At 50.1% G+C, this 18317-nt stretch carries 16 protein-coding genes; 13 read left to right on the top strand and 3 right to left on the bottom strand.

Annotation, left to right across the window (positions count from 1 at the left end; all coding sequences use genetic code 11):
* The first annotated feature begins 186 nt into the window (after window positions 1-186).
* Window positions 187-1266, top strand: a complete 1080-nt coding sequence (locus PCH05_RS07225) for an LCP family protein (protein WP_127601695.1) — start codon at window positions 187-189, stop codon at window positions 1264-1266.
* Between the two features lie 271 nt (window positions 1267-1537).
* Here the strand turns inward: PCH05_RS07225 and PCH05_RS07220 are convergent, their stop codons facing one another.
* Complete coding sequence (locus PCH05_RS07220; RefSeq protein WP_127601694.1) at window positions 1538-2107, bottom strand: YhcN/YlaJ family sporulation lipoprotein; 570 nt, start codon at window positions 2105-2107, stop codon at window positions 1538-1540.
* Window positions 2108-2214: 107 nt separating this feature from the next.
* Here PCH05_RS07220 and PCH05_RS07215 point away from each other — a divergent pair, with 107 nt between their 5' ends.
* Together PCH05_RS07215 and PCH05_RS07210 are read left to right on the top strand one after the other, a co-directional pair.
* The gene (locus tag PCH05_RS07215; protein WP_127601693.1) at window positions 2215-3546 is read left to right on the top strand and encodes a PhoH family protein; all 1332 of its coding nucleotides are present in this window, start codon (window positions 2215-2217) and stop codon (window positions 3544-3546) included.
* A gap of 185 nt (window positions 3547-3731) precedes the next feature.
* Window positions 3732-4991 carry an extracellular solute-binding protein gene (locus tag PCH05_RS07210; protein WP_127601692.1) on the top strand — a complete coding sequence of 420 codons (1260 nt, stop codon included), beginning with the start codon at window positions 3732-3734 and terminating at the stop codon, window positions 4989-4991.
* Between the two features lie 9 nt (window positions 4992-5000).
* On the opposite strand, the gene PCH05_RS07205 is transcribed toward PCH05_RS07210, so the two are convergent.
* Together PCH05_RS07205 and PCH05_RS07200 are read right to left on the bottom strand one after the other, a co-directional pair.
* Window positions 5001-6080: a coiled-coil domain-containing protein gene (locus PCH05_RS07205; protein WP_246049396.1), complete on the bottom strand. Its 1080-nt coding sequence runs from the start codon at window positions 6078-6080 to the stop codon at window positions 5001-5003.
* Between the two features lie 216 nt (window positions 6081-6296).
* Window positions 6297-6533: a DUF2626 domain-containing protein gene (locus PCH05_RS07200; RefSeq protein ID WP_127601691.1), complete on the bottom strand. Its 237-nt coding sequence runs from the start codon at window positions 6531-6533 to the stop codon at window positions 6297-6299.
* Between the two features lie 351 nt (window positions 6534-6884).
* Between PCH05_RS07200 and PCH05_RS07195 the strand changes: the two genes are divergently transcribed.
* The 10 genes from PCH05_RS07195 to PCH05_RS07150 all read left to right on the top strand — a co-directional run bounded on the left by PCH05_RS07195 (window position 6885) and on the right by PCH05_RS07150 (window position 18118).
* On the top strand, window positions 6885-7526 hold the full coding sequence (locus PCH05_RS07195; protein ID WP_127601690.1) for an RsfA family transcriptional regulator: 642 nt from the start codon (window positions 6885-6887) through the stop codon (window positions 7524-7526).
* Window positions 7527-7734: 208 nt separating this feature from the next.
* The gene (locus PCH05_RS07190; RefSeq protein ID WP_246049395.1) at window positions 7735-8712 is read left to right on the top strand and encodes a ketopantoate reductase family protein; all 978 of its coding nucleotides are present in this window, start codon (window positions 7735-7737) and stop codon (window positions 8710-8712) included.
* Window positions 8604-9107 carry a DUF3397 domain-containing protein gene (locus PCH05_RS07185; protein ID WP_307719515.1) on the top strand — a complete coding sequence of 168 codons (504 nt, stop codon included), beginning with the start codon at window positions 8604-8606 and terminating at the stop codon, window positions 9105-9107. Before PCH05_RS07190 ends, PCH05_RS07185 begins: the two co-directional genes overlap by 109 nt.
* 144 nt (window positions 9108-9251) lie before the next feature.
* Window positions 9252-10910 carry a peptide ABC transporter substrate-binding protein gene (locus PCH05_RS07180; protein WP_127601688.1) on the top strand — a complete coding sequence of 553 codons (1659 nt, stop codon included), beginning with the start codon at window positions 9252-9254 and terminating at the stop codon, window positions 10908-10910.
* Window positions 10911-11114: 204 nt separating this feature from the next.
* Window positions 11115-12047 (top strand): ABC transporter permease, encoded by a 933-nt coding sequence (locus tag PCH05_RS07175; protein WP_127601687.1) that lies wholly within the window; start codon window positions 11115-11117, stop codon window positions 12045-12047.
* A 2-nt stretch (window positions 12048-12049) separates the two neighbouring features.
* A complete protein-coding gene (locus PCH05_RS07170) occupies window positions 12050-12997 on the top strand; it encodes an ABC transporter permease (protein ID WP_281278749.1) in 948 nt (315 codons plus the stop codon).
* A 14-nt stretch (window positions 12998-13011) separates the two neighbouring features.
* Window positions 13012-14007, top strand: coding sequence for an ABC transporter ATP-binding protein (locus tag PCH05_RS07165; RefSeq protein ID WP_127601686.1), 996 nt, complete (start codon window positions 13012-13014; stop codon window positions 14005-14007).
* Window positions 14004-14933: an ABC transporter ATP-binding protein gene (locus tag PCH05_RS07160; RefSeq protein WP_127601685.1), complete on the top strand. Its 930-nt coding sequence runs from the start codon at window positions 14004-14006 to the stop codon at window positions 14931-14933. Before PCH05_RS07165 ends, PCH05_RS07160 begins: the two co-directional genes overlap by 4 nt.
* Before the next feature lie 258 nt (window positions 14934-15191).
* Window positions 15192-16823: a bacillithiol biosynthesis cysteine-adding enzyme BshC gene (bshC, locus tag PCH05_RS07155; protein WP_127601684.1), complete on the top strand. Its 1632-nt coding sequence runs from the start codon at window positions 15192-15194 to the stop codon at window positions 16821-16823.
* 23 nt (window positions 16824-16846) lie between these two features.
* Complete coding sequence (locus tag PCH05_RS07150) at window positions 16847-18118, top strand: adenosylhomocysteinase (RefSeq protein WP_127601683.1); 1272 nt, start codon at window positions 16847-16849, stop codon at window positions 18116-18118.
* Window positions 18119-18317: the final 199 nt, after the last annotated feature.

Genomic DNA, 18317 nt, shown 5'->3' with positions numbered 1-18317 from the left:
GTCTCTTTGGCAACTTTTTGACGAGGGGCTTCGTTTATAATATCAGAACGTTTATTCTACAAAGCCACTGCTACCTGATATTGCAAGGGAAACACCTTTATGCGGTCTGTCTCCTTTGAAAGTACGTTGATAGACGTTTCTCTTCTAGAGGGAATTGGCTCAAAATAAATGAAAAAGGTGTTTGAGATGAGTTCCAGCAAATCCAGTCTACCTCCACGATCTCAAAGTGGCAGCAAGCAGACCAAACAGCCGCCAAAGAAGAAAAAGAAGAAGAGCGGGTTCAAGTCGTTTCTGAAATTCTTACTGATTGTTATTATATTGGCTGTGCTGGCTGCAGCGGGATATATCGGATATTTATATTACAAAGCGGATAGCGGTGTCCTGGATACAGGAAACAACAATCCAGTTCCGGCTGAAAAATCAGCCAAGGTAAAGCCGGTGACGATGCTTTTGCTCGGCACGGATTACCGTCCGGAGACCGGTACCCATTTATCCGACGTTATCATGGTGACGGCTTTTAATCCGGATACCAAAACGGTAACGGTCGTCTCGCTCCCACGCGATACGAAGATCGAGCTGAAGGGCTATAAGGAAAACAAGGCGAATGCCTACTATCCGACGTTCCTTGCCAAAGAGAAGGACACGGGCATCAAAGCCGAAGACGAAATGAAAACGATGATGAGCAAATATATGGACATTCCGATTGACTATGCAACGGTGCTGAATTTCCAGGGCTTCCGGGATGCGGTTGACGCCCTCGGTGGCGTGGACATCAACGTGGACATGAATATGTGTTACCGGGACAAGGCCGATGGTACGAACATCAACCTGAAGAAGGGCCAGCAAAAGCTTGACGGCAACGATGCACTGGATTATGTGCGTTACCGCAAGTCCAACTGCCGTCCGAAAACGCAGGCTTCCGACGACTTTGACCGTAACCGCAGGCAAAACGAAGTCCTACATGCTCTGATCGACAAAATGCAGACGTTCAAAGGCGTTACGAGCCTTGGCGGCGTCCTGGATGCCATGGATAAAAACATGGAAACCGACATCGAGAACGATCAGCTGAAGAACATGATTGCAACGTATTGGAAAGTCAAAAAGGAAAATGTCAAATTCATGCCGGTAACCGGTACATGGAAGAGCCCGTACGTGTATGTGGACGATGCCGAGCTGGATAAAGCGAAGCAGGCACTGAAGGATGAAATTGCCGGCAATGGACTGCCGGCAGCGAGTCCGGATGGCGCGGAGCAAACAAATCCTTAAAGTTGGGTGCAATATTTCCCGGCCTGACTAATATAATAGAGTACACTGGAACCTGTACAGGAGGTCGGTCAGATGTCCCAAGCAGTCGCACCATGCACTCAGCCATTATGTATCCAAATGAATGCAGCTGCCGGAATGCCGGCCCTTGAACAGGACGCATGGACTTGTGTCCAGATGCGTTGTGACCAAAAAAGCCTAGTGAGTTTCTCACTAGGCTTTTTGTTCATTTATGCGGAAAATGTTGAGTGGTGCGGAAAACGGTCGTCCAAATTCAGTGTCTGGACGTCGGTGCGGCTGGAGGCTGCTGGGTTTTTGTCTTTACATCTTTCGGAAGCTGCGGGATGATTCGCCCGACGATATCGGCAAGCTCCGAAGCAAATCCGGATACCGGCTCGCCTTTTTGGATATGCTGCCCGATTTCGGCGATTCGGCTCGACAAATCCATGTCGGCTGTGACAAGCGCATTTTTACCCCGCGGGTCCTTGCGAAGAGCTTCGGCCACGGAGTACTTGATCGTGCCAACGCGGGAGCGGGTAAGCTTGCCATCCACATCGATGCCGACAACTGCTGTATTCCCGAATACGACGGCATGAGCCTTTTTAACACCGGCAACCCGTTCCGCCAGGGCTTCGAGGTGATCCTTCACCGACAAGTCCGTTGTCTCCTCCGCCGTATGTACAGCGGACTTTCCTGCCGATTTTAACGATACCCGGCTGTAGTCCTTCGAAGCAGCCGCGGGTCCTTGTTTACTTTGAGGAGAGGGTGATGCGTTTTTGTCTTGAGCCTTGTTACAGCCGCTGATGACAGCCAGTGCCAGCACGACAAGCATGAGCATTCTCATATGTGATCGTCCTTTCCAGGTCATAGATTCTAATGGCGAATTGTAACTTAGGATGTCCATGACGGAATAATTTATGTGTTCATTATGAGTTAGTGGAGGGAGAAGGTATGAGAAAGATTTTTGTACTGGATACCAATGTGCTTCTTCATGATCCCGGAGCCATATATGCCTTCGATGAGCATGAAGTCGTCATACCTGCCGTGGTTCTGGAGGAAATCGATTCGAAGAAGCGAAATGCCGATGAAATCGGACGCAATGCCCGTACGGTCTCGCGTTTATTGGATCAGCTGAGGGAACAAGGACATCTGCACAGCGGGGTGACACTGCATCATGGAGGCAGCCTGAAAGTAGAACTGAATCACAGGAGCTTTCTCAAGGTCCAGGAGATGTTCGGGGAAATTTCCAACGACAACCGCATACTCGCCGTGGCCTTGAATTATCATATGGAGGAGTCGGAAAAAACGGATGCCGCCCAGGTGGTGCTCGTCAGCAAAGATGTGCTGGTCCGGATTAAGGCGGATGTGCTCGGACTGAACACGCAGGATTATTTGTCTGACCGCACGGTGGAGCTTGGGGAGCTGTACTCGGGCAATCTGAAGCTGAAGGTGCATCCTTCCATGATCGACGAATTTTATTCCTATCGCTTCCTGCCGGTTAAACCGCTGCAGCTCTCTTACCCGCTAAACCCGCATGAATTCGTCATTTTGAAGGATGAAATGGGAAGCACCAAATCGGCGCTGCTCAAAGTGAACGCGGAAGGCAGCAAGCTGGAGCCGCTTTATTTGAGCAATGACGCCGTCTGGGGCATCTGCGCCCGCAATGCACAGCAGCGCATGGCACTGGAGCTGCTATTGAACGATGACATCCCTCTGGTTACGATTACCGGGAAGGCGGGGACGGGAAAGACGCTGCTGGCATTGGCTGCGGGACTACTAAAGGTGGAGGATGAACACAAGTACAAGAAGCTGCTGATTGCAAGGCCGGTCGTTCCGATGGGGAAGGATATCGGGTATCTGCCGGGGGAAAAAGAAGAGAAGCTGCGGCCGTGGATGCAGCCGATTTATGATAACCTTGAGTTTTTGTTCGATACCAAAAAATCCGGTGACATCGATAAAATCCTCATGGGACTCGGCTCCATTCAGGTTGAAGCTTTGACGTACATTCGCGGCAGATCCATCCCCGGCCAGTTTATCATCGTTGATGAAGCGCAGAACCTGTCAAGGCATGAGGTGAAAACGATTGTTTCCCGGGTAGGCGAAGGCAGCAAAATCATTCTCATGGGCGATCCGGAGCAGATCGATCATCCGTATTTGGACGCCTCCAGCAACGGTCTGACGTACATCGTGGAGAAATTCAAGCAGGAGGGCATCAGCGGGCATATTACACTTGAAAAAGGAGAACGGTCGAAGCTGGCGCAATTGGCCGCAGACCTGCTGTAAAATCGTCCTATTAAGCTGTCCTGGATCTGTCCGAGTCCACAAGGACAAGGGCAATCCAGGACTCATACCATGGATGGAACTAGGTCTAAGTAAAACATTTCCAATAAAAAGTAGGACAAGCGCCCTATTCTTTTGCTAAAATAGGGAGTATGGAATGAAGCATTCGCCAGAGGAGGCCGAAAGACTTGAAGCGGAAAAATTATTGGTTTTTGTTCGCAATCTTGCTGCTGTCTTTAACCAGCCTTTCCCAAGGCCAGAATTTGACGCCCGACAACAGCAGCGGTGAAGAGCGAAAAACAATGTCCTGGAACCCGCAGCCCTCCTCACCTCAGGATGCAGAAGATCAACCGATTCAGGTCATAACCCATTTAAATGAATCCGATTACAAGGAACTGCTCGATATAAATCGCATGTTTATGTCCGAGACGGGCATTCAGGTGAATATCCGGAATATCCCAGGGACGGATGCCTATCACCAGCTAACGGCAGCGCTTGAGGTCGGGGAAGGGCCGGATGTTATGCTGGTCAACAGCCCCTGGATCCGATCGCTGGCTTCGAGCGGGTATATCCTGCCGGCCGAATCCTATCAAAGCACCGCTACCGGCGGGGACGCTATCAGTGCCATTCTGCAGCTGCTGGAATGGAACGGATACCAGTGGGGCATTCCGTTAGATATGGATCCTTATGTGCTGGTATGGCAGGCACATGCCCTGCAAACGCTCGGAATCTCCGGTATTCCGCAGGCAGCGGGGAAGGATTGGAAGGATTTGCTCGGAAAGCAGGATAGCCGCAAGGATAAGAAAATGATCGCCATCCCTGCTGGGGACGGATATGCTTTCGCGGCCTTAATGGGAGGGGCGGGGATGAATCCTGCCAATCCTTCAAACGAGGACCTGGACTCCTTAAGCAAGCTGTATACAAGCATCCAATTTATTGAGGCTGGCAAATCACAGGAAGCATGGGCCAGCCTGAAAAATGAAGAGCTGATTCTGTTGGGTGTCCCAGCCTCGGACGCAGTGAAAGAAAAAAGCATCAATCCGTTGCTTGAGCTTCGAATGCCGGAGGCGTTATATGCCGACAACCCATTTTTACTTAGAGGAAGATCCTACGCTGTTTCAGCCCAGGCTCAAAATCCGGAAAAGGCTGCGGAATGGATTGCTTTCATGACATCCAAAAGATCGCAGCAGCTCTGGTCGGATACGACCGGGTATTTGCCGGTGCAGAGGGAAATATATGAAGAGGATCCATTTCAGTTTGTTCAGCCGCCTGTGGAGCTGAATCAATTGCTCAAGCCGGTCGAAGGAAAGTCGGGGGACAGCCTCCTCCAGACCAAATGGGAAGTATTCTCGAAAGCCGCAAAGCTGTTCTTGTCGGGAAAAAGCACCGCGCAGGAATACAGGGAGGCCCTGGAAGGCCACCCCAAAGAGAAGAGCGCGAACGAATAACGGAGACGGCTACATGGAAAGCTTCAGCTTGACATGGAGCACTTGATCATTGCTGGTGACTTCCGTGGCTTTCACGAACGAAACGATTTGCTGCGGATAGAATCCAAGGTCGAATTCATCCTCGAGCTGCCGGCACGTCGTGTCGGGGAGTTCAAGTCCGTTAAAAACCAGCTTATCGACATGGAACAGAATCGAATTTTCCGGCTCATTTTCGATGCTGTAATGCCCCTCGACCTGCAAGCTGAGGTTGCCGCTCTCGCCGGCAGCGATCACCTTGTTGTCGCTGAAATGGAATCCAAAATTGTCGAACAGCTTATTTTTGCTTTTCAGAAATTCGTTGAGATCCTTTTCCTGAATATCGATGGAATACGTGGTGCCGTTCGTCCGGATGGCGCCTTTTTTGTTCTGGATAAATTCAGGCAGATCATCCATAGCCGACGATAATGCAGAGAAGTAGCGTTTGACCTCGTACATACCTACATTTTCCCAGTAGGACGTGAATTCCTTGATCAGTTTTTTCATCGCCTCGGGATCGCTGCTGCTGGCGACGCTGCTGTCCAGCTCTTTCTGCAGGGCAACCACCCGTTCTCTCTGCTTCAAGAGATTTTCTTTGATCGTGGTGAGCTGCGCATACGACTTTTCCATCTGCTGCTGCATGTCCCTAATGTTCTTGTACTCTGACTGGTAGGCGTCAAGCACGATTCGGTCCTGATCCATGATCATTTCATAATAGCTGTATATTTCGAGCAGATTGCTCAGGCTTTTAGCTGAAAAAAGAATGGTGAACAGATTGTCCCTTTCACCCATATAATAAGCTCGAATCACGGTGCCTGCCCGCTCCTGGCGGCTTTTAATCTGGTCCTGCTTTTCCGTAAGCCGGTCCTGAAGCTGCTTTATTTCCGTCTGCGTATCATTCTGCTGCTTGCTGACCCGTTCAATTTCGCGGTCGATTTCTACGATTGAAAGGCTCTTCTGCAGGATTTGCTGCTGGTCAGCATTTTCCGGTGTTACGGGATCGGCAAGAAGGACAGGCTGCGAATGCAGCATCGAGAGGAGCAGAAGCGGGACAAGCAGAACTATCAGGCGCACATGTTTTCCGGCGGCCTTCACGAATCATCCTCCCCTCCTGGCAAGTCTTGAGCATGCCTGATTTCAGATCCTCATGTAAATATATGCTTGTTTATAAAAAATATCATCCCTCTCTTTTCACACCTGCGGACAAACGTTGAAACAAAAGAAAAAAGACGTTCCGGCAGCGATTGTCGGATCGTCTTTTTGAAAAACTCTTCAAGCCCTGATCGGTAACTACAGCGGTAGACCCATTTGAAAGACTGTCCAGTAGCTGAATCCGGTAAAAGTCACGATCATATAGCCCCAGAAGAGAACAATGTATGTTTTTTCCGTAAATTTCAGGTAGCCCAAAATCACGAAAAATGCTGTCTGCACGAAGAACAACAGAGCCATCTCGACCATGTTGCCGGCATATGCCATCAGACCGATCGCGAGCGTAAAGAAGCCCAGTACTCGAAACATACGTGCCACGTAGTATCCCCCTCTCCTTATGTACGGTCGTAGCTTTACTACACATCATTATAACGTTAACCCAAAATTGTGTAAACGAAAAGTCTTGAACAAATATGAACTTTTTGCTTTTTCAATATTTATTGTGATCATTGTTATGGAAAGTATACAGCCTGACATGTTTATTTTCCGGTGGAACAAGTATGAGCCATTTGAAATTTGGCAATACAAATTAGTATCAAATAGATTCTATGAACTCTATGAGAAGCATAGAAATGAAAATAAGCAGCTGTTATACCTCATTCAAGCCCGGAACATGAAAAGGGTTATGGAGACGGTTATTTTAGGATGTTGTTAGGAGGGTTTTGTTGCATGACAGCAGTAAGACAAGACGCATGGAGTACAGAGGATGACCTTATTTTAGCGGAAGTTACTTTGAGGCATATCCGTGAAGGCAGCACGCAGCTCGCCGCTTTTGAGGAGGTCGGGGAAAAAATCGGCAGGACGTCCGCAGCCTGCGGCTTCCGCTGGAACAGCTGTGTCCGTAAAAAGTATGAGGAAGCGATCAGTCTCGCGAAAACGCAGCGGCAAAAAAGAAGCTACTACAAAAAACAGCCTGCAAACCCTATGGTAGCGGGACTTGGCTTGGAAACAGAGCCGGGATATTTCAAAGTGGATGGCGCAAGCGAAGAATCATTGTCCATTGATGCGGTGATCCGCTTTTTGCGCCAATGGAAGGGCAGCTTGCAGGAGAACGGCCGCCAGCTGAAAATGCTGGAAAAGGAGCTGCGAGAGAAAGAAGAGGAGCTCGCCAACTTAAGAAGAGTGAATGAGCAGCTAAGCAAGGAAGTCAGTGAGGTCCAGACGGATTACAGGGTTGTCAATGACGACTACAAAGCGCTGATCCAAATCATGGACCGGGCGCGGCGGCTTGCTTTTTTAACGGAAGAAGAGGAAGAGCTGAAGACCCGGTTTAAAATGGATGCGAACGGTAATCTCGAGCGCATCGAGTAGGCGTTAAAACATAAAGGTCATAACCCCAGACACCCGTCCGGATGAGCGCTATGAGAAGGCGCGCCCGAACGGGTTTTTCCATGCTTGGGGCTGAATTGAAATCCGGACGGAACCAGGCAGACTTTTTTCTCGTAACCCGGTCGATTCATGCGATATAATATTTTAAAGACAAGATTTCAAACTTGGGATACAGGCAGGAGATACGATGATGATAGATCTGATTGGAGCGGGCTCCCTCGGCTTGTTATACGGATGCAAACTCGCGGCTTCAGGGGCCAAGGTGCGGGTATGGTGCAGAAGCGCGGCGCAGGCGCAGGATCTCAGGGAAAAGGGGATTACAATCCTCCATGCGGATGGCGGCACGGAGGCGCGAGCAGCCGCGGGCGATTTTGTCGTTGGAGTCCTTGAGGATTTTGCGTTCAGCTGGCAGCGGCAGCCCGGGGACTATATTTTGCTGATGACCAAGCAGAAGGATGTGCTCGAGGTATGCTCGCGAATCGCGGCACATCTCGAACCGGACAAGCTGCATCCAAGCATGCTGCCGGGATTGGTCTGTTTCCAGAACGGTTATGGCCATATGGACCGGGTCGCAGGCATTCTGCCGGGCTGGCCTCTGTATGCAGGGGTCACGACCGAGGGAGCAAAGCGAGTCTCTCCTAGCGAAGTGATGCATGCGGGAGCAGGGACGACCTGGGTCGGCGCGACGGAGAAGCACCATGCACATGGTAACGAGGCCAGCAAGCTCGAACCATTGGTTAAAATGCTGCAAAAAGCAGGATTTTTAACCGTTTTAGCGAATGACATCGATAGCAGAATTTTCCGGAAGCTGCTGATCAATGCCGTCATCAACCCGCTTACCGCGCTGTGGAGCATACCGAATGGCGAGCTGCTGGCAACAAAGCGGCGAATAAGCATGATGAGGATGCTGCTGGATGAGGCGCTTCGGGTCTACGACGCCTGCGGCATACCATGGGATCAGGATATATGGGATCAAATTGTAGAAGTCTGTACCTCCACTTCCGGTAATACGTCTTCCATGCTGAAGGATGTGCAGGCAGGCATGCCGACGGAAATCGAATGGATCAATGGCAGCATTGCGGCATTGGCCAAATCGTCCGGTATGTGTGCAGAGGCTCACGAGCTGGTCACGGGCCTGATTCAAGGTCTTACGATACGAGAGGAGTGAATCATTTGGATTTTCTGAAAAACTCATTTTTCTTTTTAAGCATGCTCCCGTTTTTCCCTTTCTTGCTCGTATATTTTGGCCATTATTGGTGGAAACATAACAAAAAAACTTCGCTTAAGCTTGCTATGGACGTCACGACGCTTTTCCTGATCATTTCGGTGTCGGCACTGTTTAATCTTACCTTTGATTCAAGGTTCGGATTTTATTTGATCCTGCTGCTTTTACTCATTGCCATCGGGCTGATCGGCAGTGCGCAGAACCGCATGAAAGGCAAGGTTAATGTTCAGAAAATGGTAAAATTAATTTGGAGAATGTCTTTTGTCATCATGAGCCTCAGCTACCTTCTTTTTGCATTTATTGGCATATTCAAATACATATTCCTTACAATGTCTTAATTATTTATGCATTTCCTGAATCATGAAAATTGTATTAAATTTGAGCCATGCAACGTATTTTCTTTGATTATGGAGTAGATTTTTTTGACCACTGGTTGTATAATCACTAAACATATACTCAAATAACCTTAGGGGGATTACATCATGAGAAGGAAAACACTCTTAACCCTGCTAACGATGATCCTTGCAGTGGGAACCATTCTCGCGGGCTGTGGCTCGAAGAATGAAGGGGGAAGCGGCTCCAAAGAAAATAGCGCCGCTGCCAAAGATCAAGTGCTTCACATCAACCTCAGCGCTGAACCGCCAACATTTGACCCGGCGCAAGCGCAAGACAGCCAGGCTCATACGGTTTTGAACATGATGTATGAAGGTCTGGTCCGCCTGGATGAAAACAGCAAACCAATCCCAGGTGTCGCAGAAAAATGGGATATTTCTTCCGATGGTTTGAAGTATGTTTTCCACCTCCGCAAAGACGCGAAATGGAGCAATGGTGATCCTGTAACGGCAAAAGACTTTGTCTTTGCATGGCAGCGCGTTCTCGACCCGAGCACGACGCCGGCACCACCTTACGCGTACCAACTGTACTACATTAAAGGTGCAGAAGATTACAACAACAAAAAAACCACTGATTTCTCGCAAGTGGGCGTAAAAGCAACAGACGATAACACGCTTGAAGTGACCTTGAAGAACCCGACTCCGTACTTCCTGGGTCTGACTTCGTTCTACACGTTCTACCCTGTTCATCAATCCGTGAAGGACAATGCGAAATGGGCTGCTGATCCAAAATCGATGATCACCAACGGACCATTCACTTTGACCACATGGACAACAGGCCAGAAGATCGAAGTAACCAAGAATGCGAACTACTGGGATAACAAGGACATCAAGCTGAATAAAATTACGATGTCCCTCTCCAACAGCGGCGCAACCGAGCTGTCCAGCTATCGCAGCGGACAATTGGATTTTGCAGGCATGCCGAACGGCGAGATTCCTACCGACCAAATGCCAGCTGTTAAAAAGGAACTGAAGGACGAGCTTGATCTGAAACCGGTCGGCAGCGTGTACTACTATCAGTTCAACGTAACCGCCAAGCCGTTTGATAATGCAAAAATCCGTAAAGCTTTCGCTATGGCGATCACCCGTCAGGAAATCGTTGACAAGGTAACGCAAAGTGAAGAGAAACCGGCGTTTGGTTTCGTGCCTCCAGGCATCGCAGGTGCCAAGGAAGAATTCCGTACGGAGCATAAAGACGATTACTTCACTGAAAATATGGATGAAGCTAAGAATTTGCTTGCTGAAGGTATGAAGGAAGAAGGCTACACAACGCTTCCTGCCGTAACCCTAATTTACAACTCCAGCGACAAACACAAGAAAATTGCGCTTGCCGTAGCTGACATGTGGAAGAAAAACCTGGGCGTTGAAGTGAAAACCGAAAACCAGGAATGGGGCGTATTCCTCAAAAACCGCAGAAGCCTGAACTACCAAATCGCACGTGCAGGCTGGAGCCCAGACTACAACGATCCAATGACATTCTTTGATCTGTGGACCTCGAAGAGCGGTAACAACGACGTAGGCTTCAAGAACAAAGAATATGACGCTTTGATTAATGATGCTTACTCTTCCGCTGACAATAACAAGCGGATGGAAGATTTCACGAAGGCCGAAACTCTTTTGATCAAGGATCAACAAGTGCTTATGCCGATTTACTATTACACCAACGTAGCACTGATGAAACCGAACCTGAAAGGTGTAATTCTTGATTACGCAGGTGCAGTTGACTTTACACGCGCTTACTTTGAGTAAGACGCTTGTGTAAATTTGGATAAGTAATTCGGGATATATATGTGGACAATCCATATATATCCCGTTTTTTTTGCATCTCATCATGGTTGTGGTAGATATTTCTTCAATTAGTAATAACTAGATTGGACAAAAGTGCCCGCCATTCTTTAAAATCGAATTATGTCGAAAATTGTAGAATAATAATAGCGGGGAGGGTAATCGGGCATGGTTCGTTACGTAGCCAACAAGTTCTTTTACATGCTGGTGTCTTTGTTCATATTGATATCAGCCACATTCTTTCTGATGAAAGCCATACCTGGGGATCCTTTTATGTCCGAGAAAAAGGTTCCGCCTGAAATACAAGCCCGTCTCATGGAGCAGTACGGTCTCGATAAACCGGTATATGTGCAGTACTTTAAATATTTGGGTGATATTGCGACCGGGGATTTTGGTATCTCCATGAAGCATCAAAACCAGGAAGTTATGGGAATTATCCTGCAAACCTTCTCAGCTTCCCTGAAAATCGGATTGATCGCAATTGTCATTTCGGTGTTCATCGGAATTTTGCTCGGCATGCTCGCGGCTCTCTACCATCGAAAGCTGATCGATAATATTGCCATGATTTTGGCCGTACTTGGAATTGCGGTCCCGAGCTTCGTGCTGGCTTCTCTAATCCAATTTGTATTCGGCGAGAAGCTCGGATGGTTCAACGTTATGGGCTTTGACGGCCCGCTAGATTATGTTTTGCCTGTCGCAGCTTTGTCGGCCCAACCGATTGCCTTCATTGCTCGTCTGACCCGCTCTAGCATGCTGGAAGTTCTGCATGCGGACTATATCAAGACGGCAAAAGCGAAAGGCTTGAATTGGTTTACGATCATGTTCCGGCATGTCATTCGCAACGGCATTTTGCCTGTCGTCACCTATATTGGACCGATGACGGCGAATATCATCACCGGTTCCGTTGTCATCGAACAAATCTTTAGTATCGGCGGCATAGGCAAAGTGTTCGTTGAGTGTATCACGAACCGTGATTACACGATGATCATGGGCGTCACGATTTTCTACGGCATTCTGCTCATGCTGGCGCGTTTTATTACAGATATCGTTTATGTGCTGGTTGATCCGCGTATTAAATTGACCGGCGGGAAGGAGGGCTAACAGTGGCAGTGAATGAAACAACTTTGCCTAACACAAGTGCCGAACTAACGCCCGAGGACTTCCGTAAAATAGGAGTAGATGAAAAGCAGGCGGAAGTCATTCAGCGGGAAAGCCTCTCGGCGTGGAGAGACGCTTGGCAGCGTTTGCGCAAAAACAAACTTGCCATGGCCAGCCTGGTCGTGCTTTTGCTCATCATCCTGGCTGCGATTATCGGTCCGCTGATTTCGAACTACGATTCGGCAACGAATGATTTGCTGAATACGAACCAGCCCCCTTCCAAAGACCATTGGTTTGGAACGGATGACCTCGGCCGCGATATGTTCGTGCGTACCTGGATGGGTGCCCGCATCTCGCTGATCGTTGGTCTCGCTGCCGCATTGATCGACTTGCTGATTGGCGTGATCTATGGCGGCATCATGGGCTTCTTCGGCGGCCGTGTTGATGCAATTATGAACAAATTTTCGGAGATTTTGTACTCCATTCCTTATATGCTTGTCACTATTCTGCTGCTTGTCGTCTTCGAGCCGAGCATCGGAACGATTATTCTGGCTTTGACGATTACGGGCTGGATTAACATGTCGTGGATCGTCCGCGGCGAGATCATGCAGCTCAAAAACAGGGAATACGTATTAGCTTCCCGTTCCATGGGCGCGGGCTCGAACCGCCTCTTGTTCCGGCATCTGCTGCCGAACGCAGTCGGTCCGATTATCGTTACCTTGACGTTGTCCGTACCGAACGCCATCTTCTCTGAAGCCTTCCTCAGCTTCCTCGGTCTCGGGGTTCAAGCTCCGATCGCTTCGCTCGGTTCGATGATCAACGACGCATTGACAGGCTGGATGTATTATCCATGGCGGATGCTCTTCCCGGCCATTCTGATCAGTTTGACCATGCTAGCATTTAATATTTTCGGTGATGGCCTCCGCGACGCGCTCGATCCGAAACTGAAATAACAGGAGGTGAGATCATGGAACCGATTTTACAAGTCAAAGACCTGCAAGTATCCTTTCATGTGAAGGGCGGAGAGGTAAAAGCCGTCCGCGGCATGAACTTTGAAATAGGCAAGGGAGAAACGGTGGCGATCGTAGGTGAGTCCGGAAGTGGTAAGAGTGTTACCGCCCAGACGATCATGCGCCTCATTCCATCGCCGCCTTCCCATATCAAGAGCGGTGAAATTATTTTTCAGGGTCAGGATATCCTGAAAAAGAGCAACAAAGAGATGGAGCATATCCGCGGTAAAGACATCGGCATGATCTTCCAGGATCCCATGACTTCGCTCAACCCAACCATTAAAGTGGGTAAACAGATTACCGAAGTGCTGATGAAGCACCAGAACATGTCGAAGGCCGATGCGAGAGCGCGCGGTATCGAGATGCTGAAGCTTGTCGGCATCAAAAATCCGGAAGAACGCTTCGGGCAGTATCCGCATGAGTTCTCCGGCGGTATGCGCCAGCGCGTCATGATCGCAATCGCGCTGGCATGTAATCCGGCTCTACTGATCGCCGATGAACCGACGACGGCGCTGGACGTGACGATTCAGGCACAGATTATGGACGTCATGAAAGACATGCAGAAAAAATTCGGAACATCCATTATTTTGATCACCCATGACCTTGGCGTCGTTGCGGGCATGTGTGACCGCGTCATCGTCATGTACGCCGGCGAAGTGGTAGAGACCGGAACGAAATGGGAGATTTTCAAAAATCCTCAGCATCCTTACACCAAAGGATTGCTTCGTTCCATGCCGCGCCTGGATCAGAAGAAGGATGAGCCTCTCATCCCGATCATCGGCACACCGCCTGATTTGATCAAACCGCCGATCGGCTGCGCATTCTGCGCACGCTGCGACGAGGCGATGAAAGTTTGCGAACGCCTCAACCCAGGTACCACGGAATTCAGCGATACCCATACGGCCCGCTGCTGGAACCTGCATGAGATGGCGAAGGAGGTTCATTCGTCATGAAAGACAACCATTTGATCGAAGTTGAAGGACTAAAAAAGTATTTTAATGTAGGCGGCGGCAAAATCGTGAAAGCCGTCGATGACATTAATTTTTATATCCGTGAAGGCGAAACGCTGGGCATGGTTGGCGAGTCCGGCTGTGGCAAATCTACCGCAGGACGCACCATTCTCCGGCTGTACGAGCCGACCGCGGGCAGCGTCCGCTTCAATGGCACCGATATCTATAAGCTGTCGCCTAATAAAATGAAAGCGATGCGCCGCGATATGCAGATGATCTTCCAGGATCCGTACGCTTCGCTGAATCCGCGGTTTACCGTTTCGGATATTATTGGTGAAGCGCTGGATATCCATAAGCTGGCCGGCACCCGCAAGGAACGGAAAAAGCGCATCGAAGAGCTGCTCGACATGGTCGGCTTGAATCCCGACCATGCCACGCGTTACCCGCATGAATTTTCGGGCGGACAGCGCCAGCGGATCGGTATTGCCCGCGCGCTTGCGGTGAATCCCAAATTCATCATTTGCGACGAACCGATTTCCGCGCTCGACGTGTCGATCCAGGCGCAGGTGGTCAACCTGCTGAAGGATCTTCAGAACCGTCTCGGTCTGACGTATTTATTCATCGCGCATGATCTGTCGATGGTTAAGCATATCAGCGACCGCGTTGCCGTCATGTACCTTGGCAAAATGGTTGAGCTTGCCGACAGCGATGAGCTTTACGCGAACCCGATTCATCCTTACACGAAGACACTGCTTTCGGCGATCCCGATTCCGGATCCGGAAATTGAGGAGAACAAAAAGCGGATTCTCATGGATGACGAGCTTTCCGGCCCGATCCATTCGGCAAAGGACGGAAACGCGATCGTGCAGGAAGATACGAGACTGGTCGAAGTCTCCCCGGGGCATTGGGTTGCCGCCCCATATGCATAAAACCTGAAATAAGCGACCGCCGGTTGATCCGGCGGTTTTTTTCGTTTGGGCATGGCATACTGATACGGGAAGAGTTATAATTATTAAACTGTAACCGATTTTGAAGCATTTGCCGTCGAACCATTCATCTTCGCCTGTTTTGCTTTGACGGCAGAGTTAACTTTAGTTACAATCAAGAAAGATTTTTATGTGGCGATTGGCCAAGGTTTAGGCAGCACGTAAACGATTTGAACAGGTACAGAATAGGAGGCAGACCTCATGAATGTTGTTTCAGATTCGCTGAAGAGCGGTTCCGCTCTTGCAGATGATTATATAAACCGTTTTGCGCAGGTCCAGGAATTATACGGCGACGATTTCCGCCTTGAGGAATCCTGGCGGAGCCGCGCAGAATGGCTTGACGAATCGGAAGGAACCCGCGTCAACAGAAAAGCGCTGACAGACTGTCTAAGACAATATAATAGCAGGCATAACGACTACAAAGAGGTACATAACTCGCTGGATTTGCTTGCGCAGGAAGGTACTCTTAGCATCGTTGGCGGACAGCAAAGCGGACTGTTTACCGGTTCGCTGCTTGTCGTCTATAAGGCGCTGACGATCGTTTTGGCGGCGAAGGAAGCCGAGGAGAAGCTGCAGCGTCCGGTTGTGCCCGTATTCTGGATCGCCGGCGAGGATCATGACTGGGATGAGGTCAATCATACCTATGTCATGACACCGGAATTACAGGTGAAGAAAATCAAGATGGATGCGGCCCCGGGACCTCGGAACTCCGTCAGCCGGATCCAGGTGTCCCCCGAGCAGTGGAAGCAGTCCATCGATCATTTGGCATCTCTGCTGCCCGACAGCGAGAACAAGCCCGCCATCCTGGAGCTGCTCCATCAGGCTGCCGAGGAATCCGGGAATTTGAGCGACGCCTTCGCGAAGCTCCTGGGCCGTCTCTTCGGAGAGCTGGGGCTGATTCTTCTGGATTCGGCCGACCCCGCGCTGCGCGCGCTGGAGATTCCCGTCTTTGAGCGGATCATCAAACACAACGACGAGCTCGGCCGTACCTATCAGGAGACAGCCTCCCGCATAACCTCAAAGGGCTATCCGCTGCAGGCGGACGTAACGGCGGATGGAGCGAATCTATTCTATATCTATGAAGGAAACCGACTGCTTCTGCAGAAGCAAAACGGAAGCTTCACGGATCGGAAAGGCATCGTTGAATTTAGCCGTGAAGCGCTGCTGAAAGAGCTCCAGGAGCGCCCGGAACGTTTCAGCAATAACGTGCTGACGCGCCCGCTGATGCAGGAATCCCTGCTGCCTGTGCTCGGTTCCGTGCTCGGGCAAGGCGAAATCTCATATTGGGCGATCACGAAGGACGCGTTTCCTGTGATGGGGCTGAAAATGCCGATCCTGCTGCCCCGGATGTCTTTTACACTGGTGAACGGAACGCTGCGCAAATACATGGAGCATTTCAATCTTTCCTTCCAGGACGTGCAGCACCGGTTGGACGACGCCCGCCAAAGCTGGCTGAATGCTCAGGCTGACCTGCATATCGAGCCGAGATTCGAAGAAACCCGCAGCGCTTTCGAAAAGCTGTATGAGCCTTTGATCCGCGAGCTTGGCACCATTCAGCATGGTCTAATCCCGCTCGGCGAGAAGAACAAAGACAAAATCCTGGAGCAGATTTCCTACCTGGAGCGCAAAACCAAGCAGGCGCTGGAAAAGCAGCATGAAGCGGCACTGCGGCGATGGGATCATATTGGCGTGTCCCTGTTCCCGATGGGAAAACCGCAGGAGAGAGTTTTCAATGTTTTCTACTATATAAACCGTTACGGCTTCGGTTGGATTCTCGATATCCTCGGAAGCTGTAGACGCTACACGCCCGAGCATCAAATCGTTGAAATGTAACGAATACGAAAAGGAGGCTTTTGATGAGCACACTGTCATTAAAGAACAGCGTAGTCAAAGATATGTCTTTGGCTCCGGAAGGGCATCTGAAAATTGATTGGGTTGAGGCACATATGCCCGTGTTGAACCAAATCCGTAAGCAATTTGAGGCGGAGCAGCCTTTTAAAGGATTGAAGGTAACCATTGCGCTGCATCTGGAAGCCAAAACAGCCTACTTGGCAAAGGTCGTTCAGGCTGGTGGTGCTGAAGTCACCATTACGGGCAGCAACCCGCTCTCCACACAGGATGACGTGTGTGCGGCGCTCGTGGAGGACGGCGTGATGGTGTTGGCGAAGTACAACCCTGACCCGGCGGAATACAAGGAACTTCAGATTCGCGCTTTGGAGACGAAGCCCGATCTTATCATTGACGACGGGGGAGATCTGGTAACGATTCTGCATTCCGAGCGTCCCGACCTGCTGGCGACGATCCGCGGCGGTGCGGAAGAAACGACAACAGGCATCATACGTCTCAAGGCGCTGGAAAAGGAAGGGCTTCTGAAGCTGCCGATGGTAGCCGTAAATGATGCTTACTGCAAGTATTTGTTCGATAATCGTTACGGAACGGGCCAGTCCGTGTGGGATGCGGTGAATCGCACGACGAATTTGGTCGTGGCAGGCAAAACGGCGGTCGTGGTCGGCTATGGCTGGTGCGGCAAAGGCGTTGCGATGCGGGCCAAAGGGCTCGGAGCGAAGGTCATCGTAACGGAAGTGGATCCGATCCGCGCCGTCGAAGCGCATATGGACGGCTTCGAGGTCATGCCGATGGTCGAGGCCGCGAAGCACGGCGACTTCTTCGTCACCGTGACCGGTAACCGCGACGTCATTACCGGAGAGCATTTCGACGTGATGAAGGACGGAGCCATTTTGTGCAATGCCGGACATTTTGACGTGGAAGTGAATAAGATTGAGCTGGGCAGCCGTGCCGCTTCGATCCGCACCGTCCGCCGCAACATTGAGGAGTATGCGCTCAAGGATGGCCGCAAAGTGTATCTTCTGGCTGAAGGGCGCCTGGTAAACCTGGGTGCGGGAGACGGACATCCGGCGGAGATCATGGATATGACGTTTGCGCTGCAGGCCATGTCCTTGAAATACGTAAACGATAACTACGAAACCATCGGCGGCCAAGTACTGAACGTGCCGCTTGAAATCGATCAGCAGGTGGCACGCTACAAGCTGGAAAGCCTTGGCATCCAGATCGATGCACTGAGCCCGGCACAGATCGAATATTTGGACAGCTGGACAGGTCATGAATAGAAGGTAATTTTTGGTCTGTTATTTCTTTCCGAAAAACCCCTTGATTCCTTACGGATCAAGGGGTTTCGTGCTGTCATTGGATCGAATGCCTTTGGAAGATATCCAAAAAAACACAATTGGCATGCAGGATTTTGATTTTGGGTGGCGAATCTAGTATCCTTAAGTGGTGGAAAGTGGTGCAAAGTGGGGATTTAGGGTT

Origin of the sequence: Paenibacillus chibensis (assembly GCF_004001045.1) — a bacterium.
GTDB lineage: Bacteria > Bacillota > Bacilli > Paenibacillales > Paenibacillaceae > Paenibacillus_AQ > Paenibacillus_AQ chibensis.
This window is presented reverse-complemented; position numbering and strand designations above follow the sequence as displayed.